The organism is Achromobacter sp., from assembly GCF_032102605.1.
Classification (GTDB): Bacteria; Pseudomonadota; Gammaproteobacteria; order Burkholderiales; family Burkholderiaceae_B; genus Achromobacter.
Map to the genome: position 1 here is coordinate 159,332 of NZ_DAMDGT010000009.1, position 21,018 is coordinate 180,349.

Annotated in this window: 18 protein-coding genes; 16 read left to right on the forward strand and 2 right to left on the reverse strand. The window is 66.0% G+C overall.

The features are described 5' to 3' along the window. Positions 1-19: 19 nt before the first annotated feature. Complete coding sequence (fghA, locus tag RT614_RS20350) at positions 20-886, reverse strand: S-formylglutathione hydrolase (RefSeq protein ID WP_313623934.1); 867 nt, start codon at positions 884-886, stop codon at positions 20-22. Positions 887-1,117: 231 nt separating this feature from the next. On the opposite strand from fghA, the gene RT614_RS20355 reads away from it, so the two are divergent. The 4 genes from RT614_RS20355 to RT614_RS20370 all read left to right on the forward strand — a co-directional run bounded on the left by RT614_RS20355 (position 1,118) and on the right by RT614_RS20370 (position 9,436). Continuing rightward, the gene (locus RT614_RS20355; protein ID WP_313623935.1) at positions 1,118-1,879 is read left to right on the forward strand and encodes a hypothetical protein; all 762 of its coding nucleotides are present in this window, start codon (positions 1,118-1,120) and stop codon (positions 1,877-1,879) included. A 510-nt stretch (positions 1,880-2,389) separates the two neighbouring features. Then, on the forward strand, positions 2,390-7,129 hold the full coding sequence (locus RT614_RS20360) for a glutamate synthase-related protein (RefSeq protein WP_313623936.1): 4,740 nt from the start codon (positions 2,390-2,392) through the stop codon (positions 7,127-7,129). An 8-nt stretch (positions 7,130-7,137) separates the two neighbouring features. After that, positions 7,138-8,604, forward strand: coding sequence for a glutamate synthase subunit beta (locus tag RT614_RS20365; RefSeq protein ID WP_313623937.1), 1,467 nt, complete (start codon positions 7,138-7,140; stop codon positions 8,602-8,604). A gap of 190 nt (positions 8,605-8,794) precedes the next feature. After that, on the forward strand, positions 8,795-9,436 hold the full coding sequence (locus RT614_RS20370) for an OmpW/AlkL family protein (protein ID WP_313623938.1): 642 nt from the start codon (positions 8,795-8,797) through the stop codon (positions 9,434-9,436). Between the two features lie 42 nt (positions 9,437-9,478). Here the strand turns inward: RT614_RS20370 and RT614_RS20375 are convergent, their stop codons facing one another. Beyond that, positions 9,479-10,351 (reverse strand): LysR family transcriptional regulator, encoded by an 873-nt coding sequence (locus RT614_RS20375; protein WP_313623939.1) that lies wholly within the window; start codon positions 10,349-10,351, stop codon positions 9,479-9,481. Between the two features lie 64 nt (positions 10,352-10,415). On the opposite strand from RT614_RS20375, the gene RT614_RS20380 reads away from it, so the two are divergent. The 12 genes from RT614_RS20380 (at position 10,416) to murA (ending at position 21,013) form a co-directional block, all read left to right on the forward strand. After that, positions 10,416-11,645, forward strand: a complete 1,230-nt coding sequence (locus RT614_RS20380) for a YbfB/YjiJ family MFS transporter (protein WP_313623940.1) — start codon at positions 10,416-10,418, stop codon at positions 11,643-11,645. A gap of 23 nt (positions 11,646-11,668) precedes the next feature. Next, positions 11,669-12,646, forward strand: a complete 978-nt coding sequence (locus RT614_RS20385) for a tripartite tricarboxylate transporter substrate binding protein (protein ID WP_313623941.1) — start codon at positions 11,669-11,671, stop codon at positions 12,644-12,646. A gap of 17 nt (positions 12,647-12,663) precedes the next feature. Next, on the forward strand, positions 12,664-13,725 hold the full coding sequence (locus tag RT614_RS20390) for a nitronate monooxygenase (RefSeq protein WP_313623942.1): 1,062 nt from the start codon (positions 12,664-12,666) through the stop codon (positions 13,723-13,725). A gap of 291 nt (positions 13,726-14,016) precedes the next feature. Further along, a complete protein-coding gene (locus RT614_RS20395; protein ID WP_313623943.1) occupies positions 14,017-14,853 on the forward strand; it encodes an ABC transporter ATP-binding protein in 837 nt (278 codons plus the stop codon). Continuing rightward, entirely contained in the window at positions 14,850-15,638 is a 789-nt protein-coding gene (gene mlaE / locus RT614_RS20400) for a lipid asymmetry maintenance ABC transporter permease subunit MlaE (protein ID WP_313623944.1), read from the forward strand. Before RT614_RS20395 ends, mlaE begins: the two co-directional genes overlap by 4 nt. Positions 15,639-15,650: 12 nt before the next feature. Continuing rightward, positions 15,651-16,151 (forward strand): outer membrane lipid asymmetry maintenance protein MlaD, encoded by a 501-nt coding sequence (gene mlaD, locus RT614_RS20405; RefSeq protein WP_313623945.1) that lies wholly within the window; start codon positions 15,651-15,653, stop codon positions 16,149-16,151. 81 nt (positions 16,152-16,232) lie between these two features. Then, positions 16,233-17,030: a VacJ family lipoprotein gene (locus tag RT614_RS20410; protein ID WP_313623946.1), complete on the forward strand. Its 798-nt coding sequence runs from the start codon at positions 16,233-16,235 to the stop codon at positions 17,028-17,030. A gap of 37 nt (positions 17,031-17,067) precedes the next feature. Next, positions 17,068-17,697 carry an ABC transporter substrate-binding protein gene (locus RT614_RS20415; RefSeq protein WP_313623947.1) on the forward strand — a complete coding sequence of 210 codons (630 nt, stop codon included), beginning with the start codon at positions 17,068-17,070 and terminating at the stop codon, positions 17,695-17,697. Positions 17,698-17,872: 175 nt separating this feature from the next. After that, positions 17,873-18,685, forward strand: a complete 813-nt coding sequence (locus RT614_RS20420; protein WP_313623948.1) for an ABC transporter ATP-binding protein — start codon at positions 17,873-17,875, stop codon at positions 18,683-18,685. Further along, positions 18,682-19,494: an ABC transporter permease gene (locus tag RT614_RS20425; protein WP_313623949.1), complete on the forward strand. Its 813-nt coding sequence runs from the start codon at positions 18,682-18,684 to the stop codon at positions 19,492-19,494. Before RT614_RS20420 ends, RT614_RS20425 begins: the two co-directional genes overlap by 4 nt. Positions 19,495-19,499: 5 nt before the next feature. Further along, entirely contained in the window at positions 19,500-19,745 is a 246-nt protein-coding gene (locus RT614_RS20430) for a BolA family protein (RefSeq protein ID WP_056320382.1), read from the forward strand. Beyond that, complete coding sequence (gene murA / locus RT614_RS20435) at positions 19,745-21,013, forward strand: UDP-N-acetylglucosamine 1-carboxyvinyltransferase (RefSeq protein ID WP_313624061.1); 1,269 nt, start codon at positions 19,745-19,747, stop codon at positions 21,011-21,013. The genes RT614_RS20430 and murA overlap by 1 nt, the downstream gene beginning before the upstream one ends. Positions 21,014-21,018 lie beyond the last annotated feature (5 nt).

Below are 21,018 nucleotides of genomic sequence, written 5' to 3' on the forward strand. Positions count from 1 at the left end.
CAAGTATAGAAGCGCGCTTTCAGGCGTCCCGTTTTCCAAGCCGTTCGACGTGAAACCGGATGTGATCCTCGATGAACGTCGAGATGAAGTAGTAGCCGTGGTCGTAACCGGACTGCCGGCGCAGAACCAGCGGCTGGTCCGCGGCGGCGCAGGCGGCCTCGAACACCTCGGGGTACAACTGCTCGGCCAGGAATTGATCGGCATCCCCCTGATCGATGAGGATTCCCCCGGGGAAGGGGGCTTTGAGCGTACGCATCAGGGCCGAGGCGTCATAGGCGGCCCAATCCTGCTCGTCGTCGCCCAGGTAGGCGCCGAACGCCTTCTTGCCCCACGGGCACTGGCTGGGCGCGGCAATCGGGGCAAAGGCCGACACCGACCGGAACTTGCCCGGGTTGCGCAGCGCCAGCACCAGGGCGCCATGCCCGCCCATTGAGTGTCCAAAGATGCCCGTTCGCGAGGCGTCTCCCGGCAGCGCGTCGCCGGTCACGATGCCGTGCAGTTCCTGCGTGACGTAGCTGTACATGCGATAGTTGTCACGCCAGACGGGCGTGGTGGCGTCCACATAGAAGCCAGCGCCCGTGCCGAGGTCCCAGCTTTCGTCTTCGCCGGGCACGCCCGCACCACGCGGACTGGTGTCCGGCGCGACCAGCATGACGCCAAGTTCGGCCGCCAGCCGCTGCGCGCCCGCCTTGATCATGAACGTCTCTTCCGTGCAGGTCAGGCCCGCCAGATAGAACAGCACGGGGACCGGTCCGCTTTCGGCCTGCGGCGGCACGTAGACGGAAAAGCGCATGGGCAGGCCGATCTCGGTGGAGTCATGGCGGTAGTAGCGCTGCGTGCCGCCGAAGCAGCGATGCTGCGAGATGAGTTCCAGGGCCACGGCCATGAGCTTTCTCCGGTAATGAGGGGGAAAAAACGTCGGCGGGTTAGGGGTATCCATGGTGCGACGTTCCGTCGCCGAATGTTAACCTGCCCGTCATTGGGCACTCGCGACAAAAAATAATGCCATTCCCTGCCCAATTTGTGATCACGGGACTTGACCAGCGCCCACCGTGGCACTATTTATATACCGTGAGCGAAGACAAACCGTTCTTCCAGATACGCAAGCCCTGACACTATGGCCCGACTGCCCCGTCTGTATGCCCCTGGGCTGCCCCAACTGGTGCAGGCCAACTTTATTCAGCCCCTGGCGGCGGCCTCGCAACCCGCGCCCGCCGACATCCTGAACCAGCTTGCCACGTGGCTGGGCGAATCGGCCCAACGCCATCGTGTGTCAGTGCATGGGTGGCTGCTAGCCAACGATCGCATCCTGCTTTTGGCGACCCCGGCAGATGAAGAAGGCCTGCCGCGCCTGATGCAGACGCTGGGCCGCAATCTGGCGGCTCGCTTGCGCGGCGGACGAGTTTTCGCGGGACGCTACCGTTCCGCCTTGCTGGAGCCGGGCGCCTGGGTGCTGCCGTCCCTGGTCTGGCTGGAAACATATCCGGTGCGCAGCGGCGCTTCGCAAGACCCCGATTCCTGGCCGTGGTCGTCCGCAGCCAGTCATACCGGCAACACAACGGCGGCGCCTGCGCAGTGGCAATCCGATCACGCCGACTACTGGGCCTGCGGCAACACGCCATTCGATCGCCAGGCCAATTACCGCAAGCGGCTGCAGGACGGACTGTCGCGCGAGGAAACCCAACGCATCGACCAGGCCGTCTCCGGCCAGTGGGCGCTGGGCGGCCCAAGCTTCATTGCCAGCCTGGCCCATACGGCCAGCCGTCGCGTGGCTCCCGGCCAGCGCGGACGCCCCCGCAAGAAGCCCGCCGCCGCCACGCCGGCCGACAACGAATCCGGGCCGTCTACGCCGCCGGCTTCCGCGCCGACGACTTCCTGATCTCCCCAAACCCGCCGCAAGGCGGGTTTTGCGTTTGAGTGAGGCGGGCTTGCGTTACAGCGCATCGTGCCCGGCGCCATGGGTTAGCGGGACTACCTGCCCCTGACGTGTCCTTCCCCACGGACACGTATCGCACGACTCCCGGGTTTTGCAACGTTGCCCCCTGATTGCCTTGCAAGCGCCCGCTGGGCGTCCTGCCGGGCCGATCGTGTGCGGTTTCGCCACAAAATCGTTTGATCAAAAGCAGCAGAATCAACCATTTTAAATGGGGACGAATTGCACTGTTACGGGGCGATTTCCGCATGCCGAACGTCACACGCGCGAAGCCCTCTCTCGTACAGCCAATGACGACGCGGCTGACGTTATGTCCCCATATTAATGCACTATGACGGAGTATCGATTAAATTGGGGTCACACCCCGTATGTTTCTATTGCGCCCTACTTGCGCCAGGGGTATTGTCCGTCTCCTGCACTGCAACATTACGACGCAGGCCCACTGCGGAGCGCGCCATGCCCCAAATTACCCCGATCGAATCCTGTCCCCCCTCCAAGGCAGTCCCCATCGATGCCAGCCGCATCGGTCTGCCTGCCGCCCAGGGCTTGTACAACCCGAAGAACGAGCATGACGCCTGCGGCGTCGGTTTCGTTGCCCACATCAAGGGCAAGAAAAGCCACGCCATCATCCAGCAGGGCCTGAAGATCCTGGAAAACCTGGATCACCGCGGCGCCGTCGGCGCCGACAAGCTGATGGGCGACGGGGCCGGCATCCTGATCCAGATCCCGGACACGCTCTATCGTGACGAATTGAGCCAGCAAGGCATCATCCTGCCCCCGCCCGGCGAGTACGGCGTGGCCATGGTGTTCCTGCCCAAGGAAACGGCGTCGCGTCTGGCCTGTGAGCAGGAACTCGAGCGCTCGGTGCGCGCCGAAGGCCAGGTCGTGCTGGGTTGGCGCGACGTGCCGGTGGACGTCGACATGCCGATGTCGCCCACCGTGCGCGATTGCGAACCCGTGATTCGCCAGCTGTTCATCGGCCGCGGCGCCGACGTCATGGTGCCCGACGCGCTGGAACGCAAGCTCTACGTCATCCGCAAGACCGCCAGCCACGCCATCCAGAACATGCACCTTGCCCACGGCAAGGAATACTTCGTGCCCTCGGCCTCGGTTCGCACCGTGGTCTACAAGGGCCTGCTGCTGGCCGACCAGGTCGGCCGCTACTACCGCGACCTGGCAGATACCCGCACGGTGTCCGCCCTGGCGCTGGTGCACCAACGCTTCTCGACCAACACCTTCCCCGCCTGGCCGCTGGCCCACCCGTACCGCATGATCGCCCACAACGGCGAAATCAACACGGTCAAGGGCAACTTCAACTGGCTGCGCGCCCGCGAAGGCATGATGCAGTCGGCCGTGCTGGGCGACGACCTGAAGAAGCTGTACCCCATCGTCTACGAGGGCCAGTCGGACACCGCCACGTTCGACAACTGCCTGGAACTGCTGGTGAATTCAGGCTATTCGCTGGCCCACGCCATGATGATGATGATCCCGGAAGCCTGGGAACAGCACACGCAGATGGACGAAAGCCGCCGCGCTTTCTATGAATATCACGCCGCCATGATGGAGCCGTGGGACGGCCCCGCCGCCGTCGCGTTCACCGATGGCCGCCAGATCGGCGCCACGCTGGACCGCAACGGCCTGCGCCCCGCCCGCTACCTGGTCACCGACGACGACATGGTCATCCTGGCCTCCGAAGCCGGCACCCTGTCGATCCCCGAGAACCGCATCGTCAAGAAGTGGCGCCTGCAGCCGGGCAAGATGTTCCTGATCGACCTGGAACAGGGCCGCATCATCGACGACGCCGAGATCAAGCTGCAGCTTGCCAACAGCCGTCCGTACCGCCAGTGGATCGAGCGCCTGCAGATCAAGCTGGAATCGCTGCCGGCTCCGCGCCAGGCCCCCGTGGCCACGCAGTCGTCCGTGTCGCTGCTGGACCGCCAACAGGCGTTCGGCTGGACCCAGGAAGACTACAAGTTCATCCTGGAGCCCATGGCGTCCAGCGGTGAAGAAGTCATCGGCTCGATGGGCAACGACGCTCCGCTGGCCGTGCTGTCTGATCGCGCCAAGCCTTTCTACAACTACTTCCGCCAGTTGTTCGCGCAGGTCACGAACCCGCCCATCGACCCCATCCGCGAACAGCTGGTGATGTCGTTGGTGTCCTTCATCGGCCCCAAGCCGAACCTGCTGGACATCAACAACGTCAATCCGCCGCTGCGCCTGGAAGTGTCCCAGCCGGTGCTGGACTTCGCCGCCATGGCGCAGATCCGCGACATCGAGCAGGTCACGGGCAAGAAATTCCGCAGCTTCGAACTGGACATCACGTACCCCGCCGCCTGGGGCCCCGAGGGCATCGAAGCCCGCGTGGCGGCCCTGTGCGCGCGCGCCGTCGATGCGGTGCGCAGCGGCTACAACATCCTGATCGTCTCGGATCGTCTGGTCGACAGCGAACGCGTGGCCATCCCCGCGCTGCTGGCCACGTCGGCCGTGCACCAGCATTTGATCCGCGCCGGCCTGCGCACCAACACCGGCCTGATCGTCGAATCCGGCTCGGCGCGCGAAGTGCACCACTTCGCGCTGCTGGGCGGCTACGGCGCCGAAGCCATTCACCCCTACCTGGCGCTGGAATCGCTGGGCAAGATGAATGACCCCGAAAAGGCCGTGAAGAACTACATCAAGGCGATCGGCAAGGGTTTGAACAAGGTCATGTCCAAGATGGGCATCTCCACGTACATGTCCTACACCGGCGCGCAGATCTTCGAAGCCGTCGGCCTGCAAAGCGCCCTGGTCAACAAGTACTTCACCGGCACCGCGTCCAACATCGAAGGCATCGGCATCTTCCAGGTCGCCGAAGAGGCCCTGCGTCAGCACCGCGCCGCCTTCAGCGCCGACCCCGTGCTGGCCAACGACCTGGACGCCGGCGGCGAATACGCCTACCGCGTTCGCGGCGAAGAGCACATGTGGACGCCGGACTCCATCGCCAAGCTGCAGCACGCTTCGCGCGCCAACAACTACCGCACGTACAAGGAATACGCGCAGATCATCAACGACCAGAGCCGTCGCCACATGACCTTGCGCGGCCTGTTCGAATTCCGCTTCGAACATTCGCGGGCCATTCCGCTGGACGACGTCGAGCCGGCCAAGGAAATCGTCAAGCGCTTTGCCACCGGCGCCATGTCGCTGGGCTCGATCTCGACCGAAGCGCACTCCGTGCTGGCCGTCGCCATGAACCGTATCGGCGGCAAGTCCAACACCGGCGAAGGCGGCGAGGACGAACTGCGCTACCGCGCCGAGATGCGCGAAGGCAAGAGCACCATCAAGGACGGCGACACCCTCGCCTCGCTGCTGGGTTCGGACCGCATCGAAGCCGACGTGGAACTGAAGAAGGGCGACTCGCTGCGCTCGAAGATCAAGCAAGTGGCGTCGGGCCGTTTCGGCGTGACCGCCGAGTACCTGTCGTCCGCCGACCAGATCCAGATCAAGATGGCGCAGGGCGCCAAGCCCGGCGAAGGCGGCCAGCTGCCCGGCCACAAGGTGTCGGAATACATCGCCAAGCTGCGCTATTCGGTGCCGGGCGTGGGCCTCATCTCGCCCCCGCCGCACCACGACATCTACTCGATCGAAGACCTGGCCCAACTGATCCACGACCTGAAGAATGTGAATTCCAAGGCGTCGGTGTCGGTCAAGCTGGTGTCCGAAGTGGGCGTCGGCACGGTTGCCGCGGGCGTGGCCAAGGCCAAGGCCGATCACGTCGTGATCGCCGGCCATGACGGCGGCACGGGCGCATCGCCGGTGTCGTCCATCAAGCACGTTGGCACGCCGTGGGAACTGGGCCTGGCCGAGACGCAGCAGACGCTGGTGCTGAACCGCCTGCGCAGCCGCATCCGCGTGCAGGCCGACGGCCAGATGAAGACTGGCCGCGACGTCGTCATCGGCGCGCTGCTGGGCGCCGACGAATTCGGCTTCGCGACGGCGCCGCTGGTCGTGGAAGGCTGCATCATGATGCGCAAGTGCCACCTGAACACCTGCCCGGTGGGCGTGGCCACGCAGGATCCGGCGCTGCGCAAGAAGTTCCAGGGCAAGCCCGAACACGTCGTGAACTTCTTCTTCTTCATCGCCGAAGAAGTGCGCGAAATCATGGCCCAGCTGGGCATCCGCAAGTTCGACGACCTGATCGGCCGCGCCGACCTGCTCGACATGCGTTCCGGCGTCGAACACTGGAAGGCGCAGGGGCTGGACTTCACCCGCGTGTTCCACCAGACGCAGTCGGACGCCGAAGTGCACCAGACCGAAGAGCAGGACCACGGCCTGGCTGGCGCGCTGGATCATCAACTGATCGAACGCAGCAAGCCGGCGCTTGAGCGCGGCGAGAAGGTCTCGTTCATCGTGCCGGTGCGCAACCGCAACCGCACGATCGGCGCCATGCTGTCCGGCGCCGTGGCCTCGCGCTACGGCCACGACGGCCTGCCCGACGACACCATCCACATCCAGTGCAACGGCACCGCGGGACAAAGCTTCGGCGCGTTCCTGGCGCACGGCATCACGATGGACCTGGTCGGCGAAGGCAACGATTACGTGGGCAAGGGCCTGTCCGGCGGCCGCATCATCGTGCGCTCGCCCAACGACTTCCGCGGCTTCGGCCCCGACCACATCATCGCAGGCAACACCGTGCTGTACGGCGCGCTGGCCGGCGAGGCATTCTTCAACGGCGTGGCCGGCGAACGCTTCGCCGTGCGCAACTCGGGCGCCGCCACCGTGGTGGAAGGCACCGGCGATCACGGCTGCGAATACATGACCGGCGGCACCGTCGTGGTGCTGGGCTCCACGGGACGCAACTTCGCGGCCGGCATGTCCGGCGGCGTGGCCTACGTCTGGGATCCGGACCGCACGCTCAAGCACCGCGTCAACCTGTCGATGGTGGAACTGGAATCGGTTGTGCCGCATGCCGAGCAGCAGTCGCAGAACAACATCGACATCTGGCACAGCGCACAACGCGGCGGCGAGCGCGAGACGGACGAGTCCATCCTGCGCCGCCTGGTGGAAGACCACTTCCGCTACACCGGCAGCTACCGCGCTCGCGAGATCCTGGGTGACTGGGAAGCCTCGCGCGGCAAATTCGTGAAGATCATGCCGACGGATTACCGCCGCGCATTGGGTGAAATGTGGCGTGCAGCCAACCCGCAACAACTGGCTGCGTGAGGGATACCATGGGAAAGATTACCGGCTTTATGGAATACCAGCGCCTGCAGGAGGCCTCCGAGGCCCCGCAGAAGCGGCTGAAGAACTGGCGCGAATTCGTGCTGCACCTGACCGACGACCAGGCCAAGCAGCAGGCGGCGCGCTGCATGGACTGCGGCATTCCGTTCTGCAACAACGGATGCCCGGTCAACAACATCATCCCGGACTGGAATGACCTGGTGTACAAGCAGGACTGGCGCCGCGCGCTGGACGTCCTGCACTCCACCAACAACTTCCCGGAATTCACGGGCCGCATCTGCCCGGCGCCCTGCGAAGCCGCCTGTACCTTGAACATCAACAGCGACGCCGTGGGCATCAAGTCCATCGAGCACGCGATCATCGACAAGGGTTGGGCCGAAGGCTGGGTGGCGCCGCAAGTGCCGGCGCGCAAGACGGGCAAGAAGGTCGCGGTCGTGGGCTCGGGCCCCGCCGGCATGGCGTGCGCGCAGCAACTGGCGCGTGCTGGCCACTCCGTGACCCTCTTCGAAAAGAGCGATCGCATCGGCGGCCTGCTGCGTTACGGCATTCCCGACTTCAAGCTTGAAAAGCACCAGATCGATCGCCGCATCTCGCAGATGGAAGCCGAGGGCGTGGAATTCGCGCCGTCGACCTACGTCGGCAACCCGAAGGATCCGGTGGCCGACGGCCTGACCGTGCGCACGCCGCAATCGCTGATGGCCGAATTCGACGCCGTCGTGATGAGCGGCGGTTCGGAAACGCCGCGCGACCTGCCGGTTCCGGGCCGTGAGCTCGACGGCGTGTATTTCGCCATGGACTTCCTGCGCCAGCAGAACAAGGCCGTCGCGGGCGATCGCCTGACCAACCAGACGCTGGCCAAGGGCAAGCACGTGGTGGTGATCGGCGGCGGCGACACGGGCTCCGACTGCGTCGGCACCAGCAACCGCCATGGCGCGGCCTCGGTCACGCAGTTTGAACTGATGCCCCAGCCGCCCGAATCCGAAAACAAGACCATGACGTGGCCGTATTGGCCGCTGAAGATGCGCACCTCGTCTTCGCACGAAGAGGGCTGCGAACGCGACTGGTCGGTGACCACCAAGCTGCTCAAGGGCGCCAATGGCAAGGTCGAAAAACTGATCGGCGCGCGCGTCGAATGGTTCAAGGACGACGCCACCGGCCAGATGAAGATGCGCGAGGTCGAAGGCTCGGAATTCGAGATCAAGGCCGACCTGGTGCTGCTGGCCATGGGCTTCGTGTCGCCGGTGCAGACAGTGCTGGACGCGTTCGGCGTGGACCGCGACGGCCGCGGCAACGTCCGCGCCAATACCGACGACTACCGCACCAACGTGGAAAAGGTCTTCACCGCTGGCGACATGCGCCGCGGCCAGTCCCTGGTGGTGTGGGCGATCCGCGAAGGCCGCCAGTGCGCGCGTTCGGTCGATGCGTACCTCATGGGAAGCAGCGAACTGCCGCGCTGATCGCCGCCAGCTTCGACATCGCCGCCGAGCGCCCTGCGCCGGCGGCGTTTTTATTGTGGGTTGCCGCAGCCCTGTTGCGGCATAACCACTTTTTCAATACGGTCTTTTCACGATTTGACACATGTCAATCGGGGCGCCGGGCAGAACTGAGAACCTGTGCGCTCACCCCACGGAAAGATCGGAGAAGAAAATGTTTTCGCTGAACGCGCGTTTCCGCGCCACCGCCATCGCCGGCCTGATTGCAGCCGGTGCTATCGCCACCCCCGCCCATGCTCACGAAGCGGGCGATGTGCTGTTCCGTGTCGGCGTGACGCAAGTCCGCCCCTCGCAGAACAATGGCTCCGTGCTCGATGGCGCCGTCGATCTGAACGTCAGCAACAACGTGCGTCCCAGCTTCACGCTGGCGTACATGGCCACCCGCAACATCGGCATCGAACTCCTGGGCGCCTGGCCCTTCCAGCATGACGTCAGCGGCAGCGGCGGCCTGGGCAAGATCGGTTCCACCAAGCAGTTGCCCCCCACCCTCAGCCTGCAATGGCACATCCTGCCCGACAGCATGATCCAGCCGTACATCGGCGTCGGCATCAACTACACCCACTTCTTCGACACCAAGGCCGAAGGCGCGCTCAAGGGTTCCGACCTGAAGCTGAGCGATTCCTGGGGCGTGGCCGCGCAACTGGGCGCCGATATCAAGATCAATGAACGCTGGTTCATGAACGCCGACATCCGCTACATCGACATCAAGTCCAAGGTGAAGCTGGACGGCGAACGCGTGGGCACGGCTCGGATCGACCCGTGGGTGGCCACGGTGGGCGTCGGCTACCGCTTCTGACCGACACGAGGCGCATGCGCGCGAGGCCGCGCGCAGGCCTCATCAGCCTTGCGGCGCCTCGAGCTCGCGCCGCAGGGCCTGCAACGCCGACGTATCGTCGTCGGCGCGCCAGACCAGCTGGGTAAGGGCCCGCCCATGAGGCCCGGACAGCGCGCCGATGCGCACCGAATTCTGCGCCCCCAGCACCGCCAGCACCGAGCGCGGCACGATCGCCACGCCGGACCCCGCGGCCACGCAGGCCACGATGGCGTGATACGACGCAAACTCCATCACCTTGCCGGGCGCAATGCCTTCCTGGTTCAACCAGGATTCCAGGATGCGCCGATATGAACACCCCGCCGCGAACGCGATGACGGTGCGCTCCGCGAGTTCCTTCGCGCTGCCGATCGGATCCCACGCCATGGGCGAGATCAGCGCCAGTTCTTCCTTGAAGGCGTCCATGACTGCCAGGCCTTCGGAAGGGAACGGCTGCGCGACGAAGGCGGCCTCGATCTCGTAGTTGCGGACTTTGGCGGCCAGGGCGCCGGATGTGCCTGTGACCAATTCAATGCGCACTTGCGGCCAGGCCGCGTGATAGGCCGCAAGGATGGGCGGCAGGCGTGCCGCCGCCGTGCTTTCCATGGTGCCGATGCGCAGGACGCCCTGCAGGGCGCCCGCGCGTACCGCGGACTGGGCTTCGTCCGACAGGCGCAGCAACCGATCCGCATACGAAAGCAGCACGCGGCCCTGGTCGGACAGCACAAGGCGGCGGTTCTGGCGCCGGAACAACGGCGTTCCCAGCGACGCTTCCAGCTGCTTGAGACGGGTCGAAACATTGGACTGCACGCGGTTCAGCTGTGCGGCAGCACGCGCCACGCCGCCCTGGTCCGCCACCGTCTTGAATATCTGCAGCGCGTCGAGATCCAAGTTTCTCATTTCAGAAACTCACGTTCTTAATAATTCACTATTCAAGATATTAGTACAGCCGTAGAGTGGGGCTATGTCAACGCCTGCTTACCCTTCCCTCGATCCCACCGCCAGCGCCGCGCGCCTGGCGTGGCCCGCGGCGCTCGCGCTGGCGGCGGCCATGGGCATCGGCCGCTTCGCCTTCACGCCCGTATGGCCTTTGATGGCGCAGGAGTCAGGCCTGTCGCTGGCTCAAGGGGGCTGGATGGCGTCGGCCAACTATGCCGGCTACCTGCTGGGTGCGCTGGCGGCAATCGCCTGGCCCGTGCGCCGATTGCGCGGAACGCTGGCTGCCAGCCTGGCGGCCGTCGCGGCGCTGACCCTGGCGATGCCACTGCTGGACAGCGTGGTTGGCTGGTCCGTCCTGCGCCTGGCGGCAGGCTATGCCAGCGCCAGCGCCTTTATCTGTGTGGCCGCGTGGCGGTCCGTTCCGCCCGGCGATCCGCGCGAGGCCTCGGCCTCCGCCGTGACGTATGCCGGCGTCGGCGCGGGCATTGCACTTACGGGTTTGGCCTGCCTTGCCCTGATGGCCTGGGGCGCCAGCGCCAGCCTGACGTGGATCGCGCTGGGCGGTCTGGCCGCGGTGTTGTCCGTGGCGGCCTGGCCCAGTCTGAACCGGCAATCGCCCCCCGTCCGTGCATCGGCCGCCGCCGCGCCTGCGGCACGGCTGCCCCGTGGAATTGCCGCCTTGTCGCTGCACTACGGCGTCTTTGGCGTCGGCTACATCATTCCCGCGACTTTCCTGCCCGCGATGGCCAAAGAGGTGCTTCCCGACCCCGCCATCTTCGGCTGGGCCTGGCCGATCTTCGGGCTGGCTGCGGCTCTGTCCTGCCTGCTGGTTCCGCGGCTGGCGCGCCGCCGCGACGACAAGCAGATCTGGCGCGGCGCCCAGGCGTTGATGGCCGCAGGCATGCTGGCCGTGGCGCTGTGGCACCACATCGCCGCCGTGGCGGTGGCCGCGTTGTTCGTCGGGGGAACGTTCATGGTGATTACCCAGGCGGGCATGTTGACCGCCCGCAGGCTGTCGGGTCCGGCGGCGCCTCGCGCGGCGGCCATCATGACCGCTGCGTTCGCCGCAGGGCAGATCCTGGGGCCGCTGCTGGCCTCGTGGGCCGCGCACTGGGGCGCAGGCCTGCCGCAGGTACTGGCAGCCGGCGCGGCGCTGCTGGCGGCGTCGGCCTGGGGGTTGGGAAAAGTCACGACAGATGGCAATGGCGCTGGGCATAATGCCATCGGCCCTTCGGGCCAACCACACAGCAATTAGAAAGCAGGAAGAGGAGTCCCAGCATGAAAGCATTGCGCCCCCTGATCACCGCCCTGGCGGTTACCGCCGCCTTCAGCGGCGCCGCCCACGCCCAGACCGGCGATTGGCCCACCAAGCCCGTGACCATGATCGTGCCCTACGCGCCGGGCGGCTTTGCCGACACCCGCGTGCGCCTCCTGGCGCGCAAGCTGGGCGAATCGTTGGGTCAGCCCGTCGTCGTGGAAAACAAGGCCGGCGCGGGCGGCGTGGTGGGCACCAACCTGATCGCCAAGGCGGCGCCGGACGGCTACACCATCGGCACGGGCAACCTCGCCCCCATGGCGGTCAATCCGTCCCTGATGAAGGAAATGCCGTACAACCCGCAAAAGGACCTGGCGCCGGTCATCCTGATCGAAAACAGTCCGCTGGTCCTGAGCGTCAACAACGAATTGCCGGTCAAGACGCTGGGCGATCTGATCGCGCTGGCCAAGAAGCAGCCCGGCAAGCTGACGTTCGGCTCGTCCGGCGTGGGCGGCGCGCATCACCTGTCCGGCGAGATGTTCCGCGAACAGGCCGGCATCGACATCATCCACGTCCCGTACAAGGGCGGCAGCCTGGCCGCGACCGACCTCATGGGCGGGCACATCTCGATGATGTTCGAAATGGGTTACTCCGCGCTGCCGGCCATCCAGGGCGCCAAGATCCATCCCATCGCTGTCACGTCCGCCAAGCGCCTTGCCGTATTGCCCGACGTGCCCACCATGGCCGAATCCGGCCTGCCGGGCTTCGAGTCATACAACTGGCAGGGCATCGTGGCCCCGGCCGGCACGCCCGCGCCGATCATCGCCAAGCTCAATGCCGAATTCAACCGCATCCTGAAGGAACCGGATGTGCAGAAGGCCATCGCCGATACCGGCAGCCAGGCCGGCGGCGGCACGCCCGAGGAATTCGCCGCGTTCATCAAGAGCGAAAGCGAAAAGTGGGCGCACGTCATCAAGGCTGGAAACATCCAGCTTCAATAACCCCCAGGAGTTTTCCCATGGCTACCCCTCTGAATGACCTGCTCAAACTGGACCATCCCATCATCCTGGCGCCCATGGCTGGCGGCGCGTCGACGGTGGAACTGGTCTCCGAGGCATCGAAGGCGGGCGTCCTGGGATCGCTCGGGGCGGCCTACATGACCCCCGAGCAGATTGAAACCGCTGCCCAGGCGATCCGTGCGCGCACGGATCGCCCGTTCGCCATCAATCTGTTCGCTTCCGTGCCGCAGGGCCCGATGGAAGGCGACGCCGGCCGGATGTTGGCCCTGATGGCGCGCTACCACGAGCAGCTTGGCCTGCCGGCGCCCGAGGCCCCCGGCCCGCAGGCCGACCCGCTGCCGGGGCAGCTCGAAGCCGTTCTTCGCACACGGCCTGCCGTCTTCAGCTTCACCTTCGGCCGCATGCCCGCCGATATCCTGGCCCGCTGCCGCGAGCTCGGCATCCTGACCGTGGGCACCGCCACCACGGTGCGCGAGGCAGTGGCGCTCGAGCAGGACGGCGTGGACGCCATCGTGGCGCAGGGCGCCGAGGCGGGCGGCCACCGCGGCACCTTCCTGGACGCCTTCGACACGTCCCTCATTGGCACGATGGCGCTGGTGCCGCAGGTGGCGGACGCCGTCTCGGTGCCGGTCATCGCGTCCGGCGGCATCATGGACGGCCGGGGAATCGCGGCCGCGCTGGCCCTGGGCGCGGATTTCGTCCAAATGGGGACGGCCTTCCTGACGACGAACGAGTCCGGCGTCAGCGAGGCCTACAAGGCAGTCCTGCCCGCATCCCGCTCCGAACAGTCCCGCGTCACGCGAGCCTTCTCCGGCCGGCCGGCCCGTGGCATCGTCAACGCTTTCATGCGCGACGCCGACGCGATGGCCGGCGACATCCTGCCGTATCCGCTGCAGAACGCCCTGACGCGGCCCATGCGGACCGCCGGCGGCAAAAGCGGCAATATCAACGTTCTGTCCCTGTGGGCCGGACAGGGTGCCCCCCTTGCGCGCCGGGAGTCCACGGCTGAACTGATCCAGCGCCTGGCGCGCGAGACGGCGGCCGCGCAGACCCGCCGCTGAACGCGCTCCTGCCGCAACCGGCCCCGTCCCGCGCCCGCGGGGCGGGCCGCCGGATTGTTCCCGGAGCCGAAAACACTGTTCCACGCACAGCCCCTCGGATTGTGATTGCACAGCGTCGGGCTACAATGGCGCCTCGCCGCCGGGGAGCGACGTCCAAGCTCGTCCCCGGCATCTGAGTAACAGGGCGCTTCCCGACGCAGCCTGTCTTGCCCGCGCCGGCCAGGTCCTCTGTCCAGCGTGTCGACAGAACACCAGGGCAAGCTCCACCGCCGAAACTCCCTTTCGTTGCCCATGCCCGCTCAAACAAGCAGCACCCCGGAATTCGCCCTGCGCCTGGAAGGTGTGGCGCTAGGCTACGGTGATTTCACCGTCTTGCGCGACATTTCCATGGACGTCCGGGCGGGCCAGGTGGTGGCGGTGATGGGCGGCTCGGGCTCCGGAAAAACCACGCTGCTGCGGGCGGCCACGGGCCAGATCACCGCGCAGCACGGGCGTGTGCTGGCTTTCGGCCAGGACATCGGCCAGGCCGACCGCGCCGAAGTGCAATCCTTGCGCAAGCGCATGGGCGTACTGTTCCAGCAGGGCGCGCTCTTCACCGACCTGAACGTCTTTGAAAACGTCGCCTTCCCGCTGCGCGAGCACACCAGCATCGCCGAAGCCGAAGTCACCGAACGCGTCCTGGACAAGCTGGACGCCGTGGGCCTGCGCGCCGCGGCGCACCTGAAGGTGTCGGAAATCTCCGGTGGCATGGCCCGACGCGTGGCGCTGGCCCGCGCCGTAGTGCTGGAACCCGAACTCATCCTCTACGACGAACCCTTCGCAGGCCTGGACCCCATATCGCTGGGCATCACCGCCCGGCTGATCCGCAGCCTTGCCGACCGCCTGGGTTGCGCCTCGGTGCTGATCACGCACGACGTGCATGAATCCTTCGCGATCGCAGACCAGGTCTATCTGGTGGGCCGGGGCCAGCTCGCCGCCGCCGGCACGCCGGAGTCACTGTCGGCGTCGACGGATCCCTACGTGCAACAGTTCCTGAAGGGCGAACCCGACGGCCCCGTGGCATTCCAATACCCCGAAACGCCCGCCTTCCAGAAGTGGCTGTCGCAACAGAAAGGGCGCAAAGCATGAGCGCATCGAACAACGCCGTCGCCACGCTGGGCCACTGGGTGCGCGCGCGCGTCGCCGGTATCGGATTCTTCACCCGGTTCTTCGGCGCCATGCTGGCGCGCAGCGGCATTGCGCTGTCGCGGCCGCGCCTGGTGTCGCAACAGGTTCATTTCATCGGCAACTACTCGTTGTTGATCATCGCCGTGTCCGGCATGTTCGTCGGCTTCGTGCTGGGCCTGCAGGGCTACTACACGCTGAATCGCTATGGCTCCGAAGAAGCGCTGGGCCTGCTGGTGGCCCTGTCGCTGGTGCGCGAACTGGGCCCGGTGGTCACCGCGCTGCTCTTCGCTGGCCGCGCCGGCACCTCGCTCACGGCCGAGATCGGCCTGATGAAAGCCGGCGAACAGCTCTCGGCCATGGAAGTCATGGCCGTGGATCCGATACGCCGCGTACTCGTGCCGCGCCTGTGGGGCGGCATCATCGCCATGCCCATCCTGGCGGCGGTGTTCTCCATGGTGGGCATCCTGGGCGGTTGGGTCGTCGGCGTACTGCTGATCGGCGTGGACGCCGGCGCCTTCTGGTCGCAGATGCAGAACGGGGTCGACGTCTGGAACGACGTGGCCAACGGGGCAATCAAGAGCGTGGTCTTCGGCGTCACCGTGACGCTGGTGGCGCTCTACGAAGGCTGGCAGGCCAAGCCCACCCCCGAAGGCGTTGCCCGCGCCACCACGCGCACCGTGGTCGTGGGCTCGCTGGCGGTGCTCGGGCTGGACTTCCTGCTCACCGCCTTGATGTTTGGAAATTGATACGGATCGATCATGTCACGCGAAAAAACCGACTTCTGGGTAGGCCTGTTTGTATTGCTCGGCGCGGTCGCGCTTGCATTCCTGGCGTTGCGCGCCGGCAACTTGAGCACGTTTTCCTTTGCGCCAACCTATACGGTGACCGCCAACTTCGATAACGTAGGCGGCCTTAAAGTGCGCGCCCCGGTCAAGAGCGCCGGCGTGGTGGTGGGCCGGGTTGCGGGAATCTCCTTCGACGACAAGACCTACCAGGCGATTGTCTCGGTCAACCTGGAAACGGCTTACCAATTCCCCAAGGACTCCTCCGCGGCCATCCTGACCTCCGGCCTGCTGGGCGAGCAATACCTGGGCCTGACCGCCGGCAGCGAGGAAGAGAACTTTACCGACGGCGGAAAAATCCGCTATACACAAAGCGCCGTGGTCCTGGAGCAGCTCATCAGCCAGTTCCTGTACGGGTCGGCGGAAAAGCAGGGCACGACTGCCGCGCCCGAGCCCGCCGGCAAGGCGCAGGATTAAAGGCTGGGCAGGATAAGCCGTAACAACGCTGCGTCTCGCCGTCGCAATAACATAAGAATCGTTGATAGGGATACCCGGATCATGAACACGAAAAGTTTTTCCCGCATTGCCACCGTCGCGGCAGCTGGCGCGCTGATGGCCGGTTGCGCCGCCCCGAAGAATCCGGACCCGCGCGACCCCTGGGAAGGCTTCAACCGCGGCGTCTACCAGTTCAACGACACGGTCGACCGCGCGGTGTTCAAGCCGGTCGCGCAGGCCTACACGTTCGTGACGCCGCAGCCCGTTCGCAGCTGCATCCACAACATCTTCAGCAACGTGGGCGACCTCTGGTCCGGCACCAACAGCTTCCTGCAGGGCCGCGGCCACGACTTCGTCAACACGCTGGGCCGCTTCCTATTCAACACCACCATGGGCGTGGGCGGCTGCTTTGACGTCGCTTCGGCCAATGGCGCGCGCAAGATCCCCAACGACTTCGGCACCACGCTGGGCGTCTGGGGCTTCAGCCAGGGCCCGTACCTGGTCCTGCCGTTCTTCGGCGCGTCCAGCGTGCGCGATGGCATCGGCCTGGCCGGCGATTTCTACGGCACCACCTACGGCTACATGGGCGTCGACTCCATCGACAACATCCGCCTGCGCAACTCGCTGTGGGGCTTGCGTATCGTCGATACGCGCGCCAGCCTGCTGGACACCACGGACATGATCGACCGCGTTGCGCTGGACCCCTACAGCTTCGTGCGCGACGCCTTCCTGCAGCGCCGCGCCGCGATGGTGCTGGGCACCCACCAGGACGACGAATCGGCGCTGCCCAACTACGAAGACGACGAAAGCGACGCCCCCGCCGCGGCCCCCGCGCCGGCACCGCAGCCCGCAACCAAGTAAGCTGTCGGATTGCGCTTTCGGTATTGAAGGAGTTTTGATGCGATTTTCCATTACCTCACTGCTGCAGCGACTGGTCTTCACGGGCCTGGTCGGCCTGTCGGCCGCCACGGCGGCGCAGGCCAAGCCGGACCCCAACGGTCCGCCCGACCAATTCGTTCTGGCCGCCGCCAACGAAGCCCTCGATGTCCTGAAGGCGGACGGTGCGGTCAAGGCCGGCAACACCGCCCGCATCAACGAGGTCGTCGATCAGCACATCCTGCCTTACGTCAACTTCCAGAAGACCACGCGCCTGGCCGCTGGCCGGTACTGGCGCCAGGCGTCCGACCCGCAGAAGACGGCGCTGGCTGAAGCCTTCCGCGGCACCCTGATCCGCACGTACAGCGGCGCGTTGACCCGTGTCACGCCCAGCACCCGCATCACCGGCCTGCCGTTCCGCGGCGACGCCAAGGCCGACGACGTCGTCGTGCGCACGCTGATCAGCCAGTCCAACAGCCAGCCGGTCGGCGTGGACTACCGCCTGGAAAAGACGCCCCAGGGCTGGAAGATCTACGACATGAACGTCGAAGGCATCTGGCTGATCGAGAACTACCGCAACCAGTTTGCACAGCAGATCAACCAGGGCGGCATCGACGGCCTGATTCAAGCGCTCAACCAGCGCAACAAGTAAAGCTCCAGGCCTGCTTGCACCGGCCCGGCGCGCCCTCTCGGGGGTCCGCCGGGCCGATCGTTTTTGGGGACGCAACATCGCTTCGCCCCCACCGCCGCCGGGGCCATCGGCGCTTGCCGCCACATCGCGCTTATATAATGGTCAATTCGCTCTTTTCGGGCCCTTTCCCGTCGTCATGTCCGCCGTCAGTCTAGAAAACGTCTCCAAGATCTACTCGCCGCGCCAGCGCGGCTGGCAGAAGCTGCTCGGGCGCGCGCCCCGTCCCGGCTTCCAGGCGCTGGACAACGTCAGCCTGAATATCGACCACGGCGAATTCTTCGGCCTGCTTGGTCCCAACGGCGCGGGCAAGACCACGCTCATCTCCATCCTGGCCGGCCTGGCCCACGCCACGGCTGGCCGCGCCACCGTCTGTGGATACGACGTCGTCGCCGACTACAAGTCGGCGCGGCGCGCGCTGGGCGTCGTGCCGCAGGAACTGGTCTATGACCCGTTCTTCACGGTGCGCGAAACCCTGCGCATCCAGTCCGGCTATTTCGGCCTGCGCAAGAACGACGACTGGATCGACGAAATCCTGTTCAACCTGGGCCTGGCCGACAAGGCCAATTCCAACATGCGGGCCTTATCCGGCGGCATGAAGCGCCGGGTGCTGGTGGCGCAGGCGCTGGTGCACCGGCCGCCCGTGATCGTGCTGGACGAACCCACCGCGGGCGTGGACGTCGACCTGCGCCGGACGCTGTGGGAATTCATCTCGCGGCTGAACAAGGCCGGCCACACCATCATGCTGACCACGCACTACCTTGAAGAAGCCGAGGCGCTGTGCAACCGCATCGCCATGCTCAAGGGCGGGCGCATCGTGGCGCTGGACACCACCCAGGCCCTGCTGGCCCGCGTGGGCGGCGTGGACCTGGAAGACGCTTTCGTGCGCATCATGCACCAGGACGACGAAACCACCGCGCGCGCCCTGCAACCCGAAGAGATCTCGTCATGACCCAGCCCACCGCGCCCGCCAGCCAGCCGCTGGTGCAGCCGCGCCTGGATGCCGGCTCCGGCTTTCCCACCCTGCTGCGCAAGGAATTGCTGCGCTTCTGGAAGGTCAGCTTCCAGACCATCGCGGCGCCGGTCATCACCGCGCTGCTTTACCTGCTGGTGTTTGCGCACGTCCTGGAAGGGCGCGTCACGGTGTACGGCACCGTGCCCTACACGTCGTTCCTGATCCCCGGGCTCATGATGATGAGCATGCTGCAGAACGCGTTCGCGAACCCGTCCTCGTCGCTCATCCAAAGCCGCATCACCGGCAATCTTGTTTTCATGCTGCTGCCGCCGCTGTCTCACCGCGACATCTTCGGCGCCTACGTGCTGGCCGCGATTGCACGCGGCCTGGCGGTTGGCCTGTGCGTGTGGGCAGTGGCGCTGTTCTTCGTGCCGCTGGCGCCCGCCCATCCGCTGTGGGTGCTGGTCTTTGCGGTGCTTGCCTGCGGCATCATGGGCACGCTGGGGCTCATCGCGGGCCTGTGGTCTGAAAAATTCGACCAGCTTGCCGCCTTCCAGAACTTCCTGATCATGCCGGCCACCTTCCTGTCCGGCGTGTTCTATTCCATCCATACGCTGCCGCCTTTCTGGCAAAGCGTGTCCCACTGGAACCCCATCTTCTACACCATCGACGGATTCCGCCACGGTTTCTTCTCGGTGTCGGACGTCTCGCCCTGGCACAGCCTGGTGGTGGTGACGGGGGTGTTCCTTGCACTCTCGACTTATGCGCTGCGGCTTCTGGCCAGCGGCTACAAACTCAGGAACTGACGTCCATGCTTCCCACTCCCGCGCAAGTCCGTCAATACATCGCCGACGGCCTGCCCTGTGAACATCTCGACGTGCAGGGCGACGGTTCGCACTTCGACGCGGTCATCGTCAGCACCGCCTTCGAAGGCAAGCGCCTGATCCAGCGACATCAACTGGTGTACGCCGCGCTGGGCGACCGCATGAAGGCCGAGATCCACGCATTGTCGATGCGCACCCTGACCCCCGCCGAATACCAGAAAGCGGGCGAATGATGGACAAACTGCGCATTACCGGCGGCGCCCGGCTGCACGGCGAAATCTCGATCTCCGGGGCCAAGAACTCGGCTCTGCCGATCCTGTGCGCCGGGCTGCTGACGGCCGACGCGCTGGTCCTGACCAACGTGCCGCGCCTGAACGACACGGGCACGATGCTGCGCCTTCTGGCGCGCATGGGCATGCGCGCCGAACGCGCCGACGACGGCGTCGTCACCCTGCAGGCCGACAACATCGACAACCTGGAAGCGCCGTACGACCTGGTCAAGACCATGCGCGCGTCCATCCTGGTGTTGGGCCCGTTGGTCGCGCGCTTCGGCGAGGCCCGTGTCAGCCTGCCCGGCGGCTGCACGATCGGCCAGCGTCCCGTCGACCAGCACATCAAGGGCCTGGCCGCGCTGGGCGCCGAAATCAGCATCGAACACGGTTTTGTCGTGGCGCGCGCCAAGCGCCTGAAGGGCGCTTCCATCCGCACCGACATGGTCACGGTGACCGGCACCGAAAACCTGCTGATGGCCGCCGTGCTGGCCGAAGGCCAAACCGTGCTGGAAAACGCCGCCCGCGAACCCGAAGTGGTGGACCTGGCGGAACTGCTCATCAAGATGGGCGCGCGCATTCAGGGCCACGGCACCGACCGCATCGTCATCGACGGCGTGGACCGCCTGCACGGCGCCGAGCACCGCGTCATCTCCGACCGCATCGAAGCCGGCACGTTCCTGTGCGCCGTCGGCGCGGCCGGCGGAGACATCCTGCTCAAGAACGCCGACGCCGGCATCCTGGGCGCCACGCTGGACAAGCTGGTGCAGGCCGGCCTGACCATCGAGACCGGCCCGGACTGGATCCGCGGCGCGATGGACAAGCGCCCCACGGCCGTGGGTTTTCGCACGCACGAATACCCCGGTTTCGCCACGGACATGCAGGCCCAGCTGATGGCGCTGGACGCCGTGGCCGACGGCACGTCCGTCATCGTCGAAACCATCTTCGAAAACCGCTACATGCACGTGCAGGAACTGCGCCGCATGGGCGCCCAGATCGACATCGACGGCCATACGGCCATCGTGCGCGGCGTGCCGCGCCTGTCGGGCGCCAGCGTCATGGCCACCGACCTGCGCGCCTCGGCCAGCCTGGTCATCGCCGGCCTGGCCGCCGACGGCGACACGCTGGTCGACCGCATCTATCACCTGGATCGCGGCTACGACCAGATGGAAGTGAAACTGCGCGCCCTTGGCGCGGATATCCAACGAGTTACCGGCAAGGAACAGGCATGAAAAGT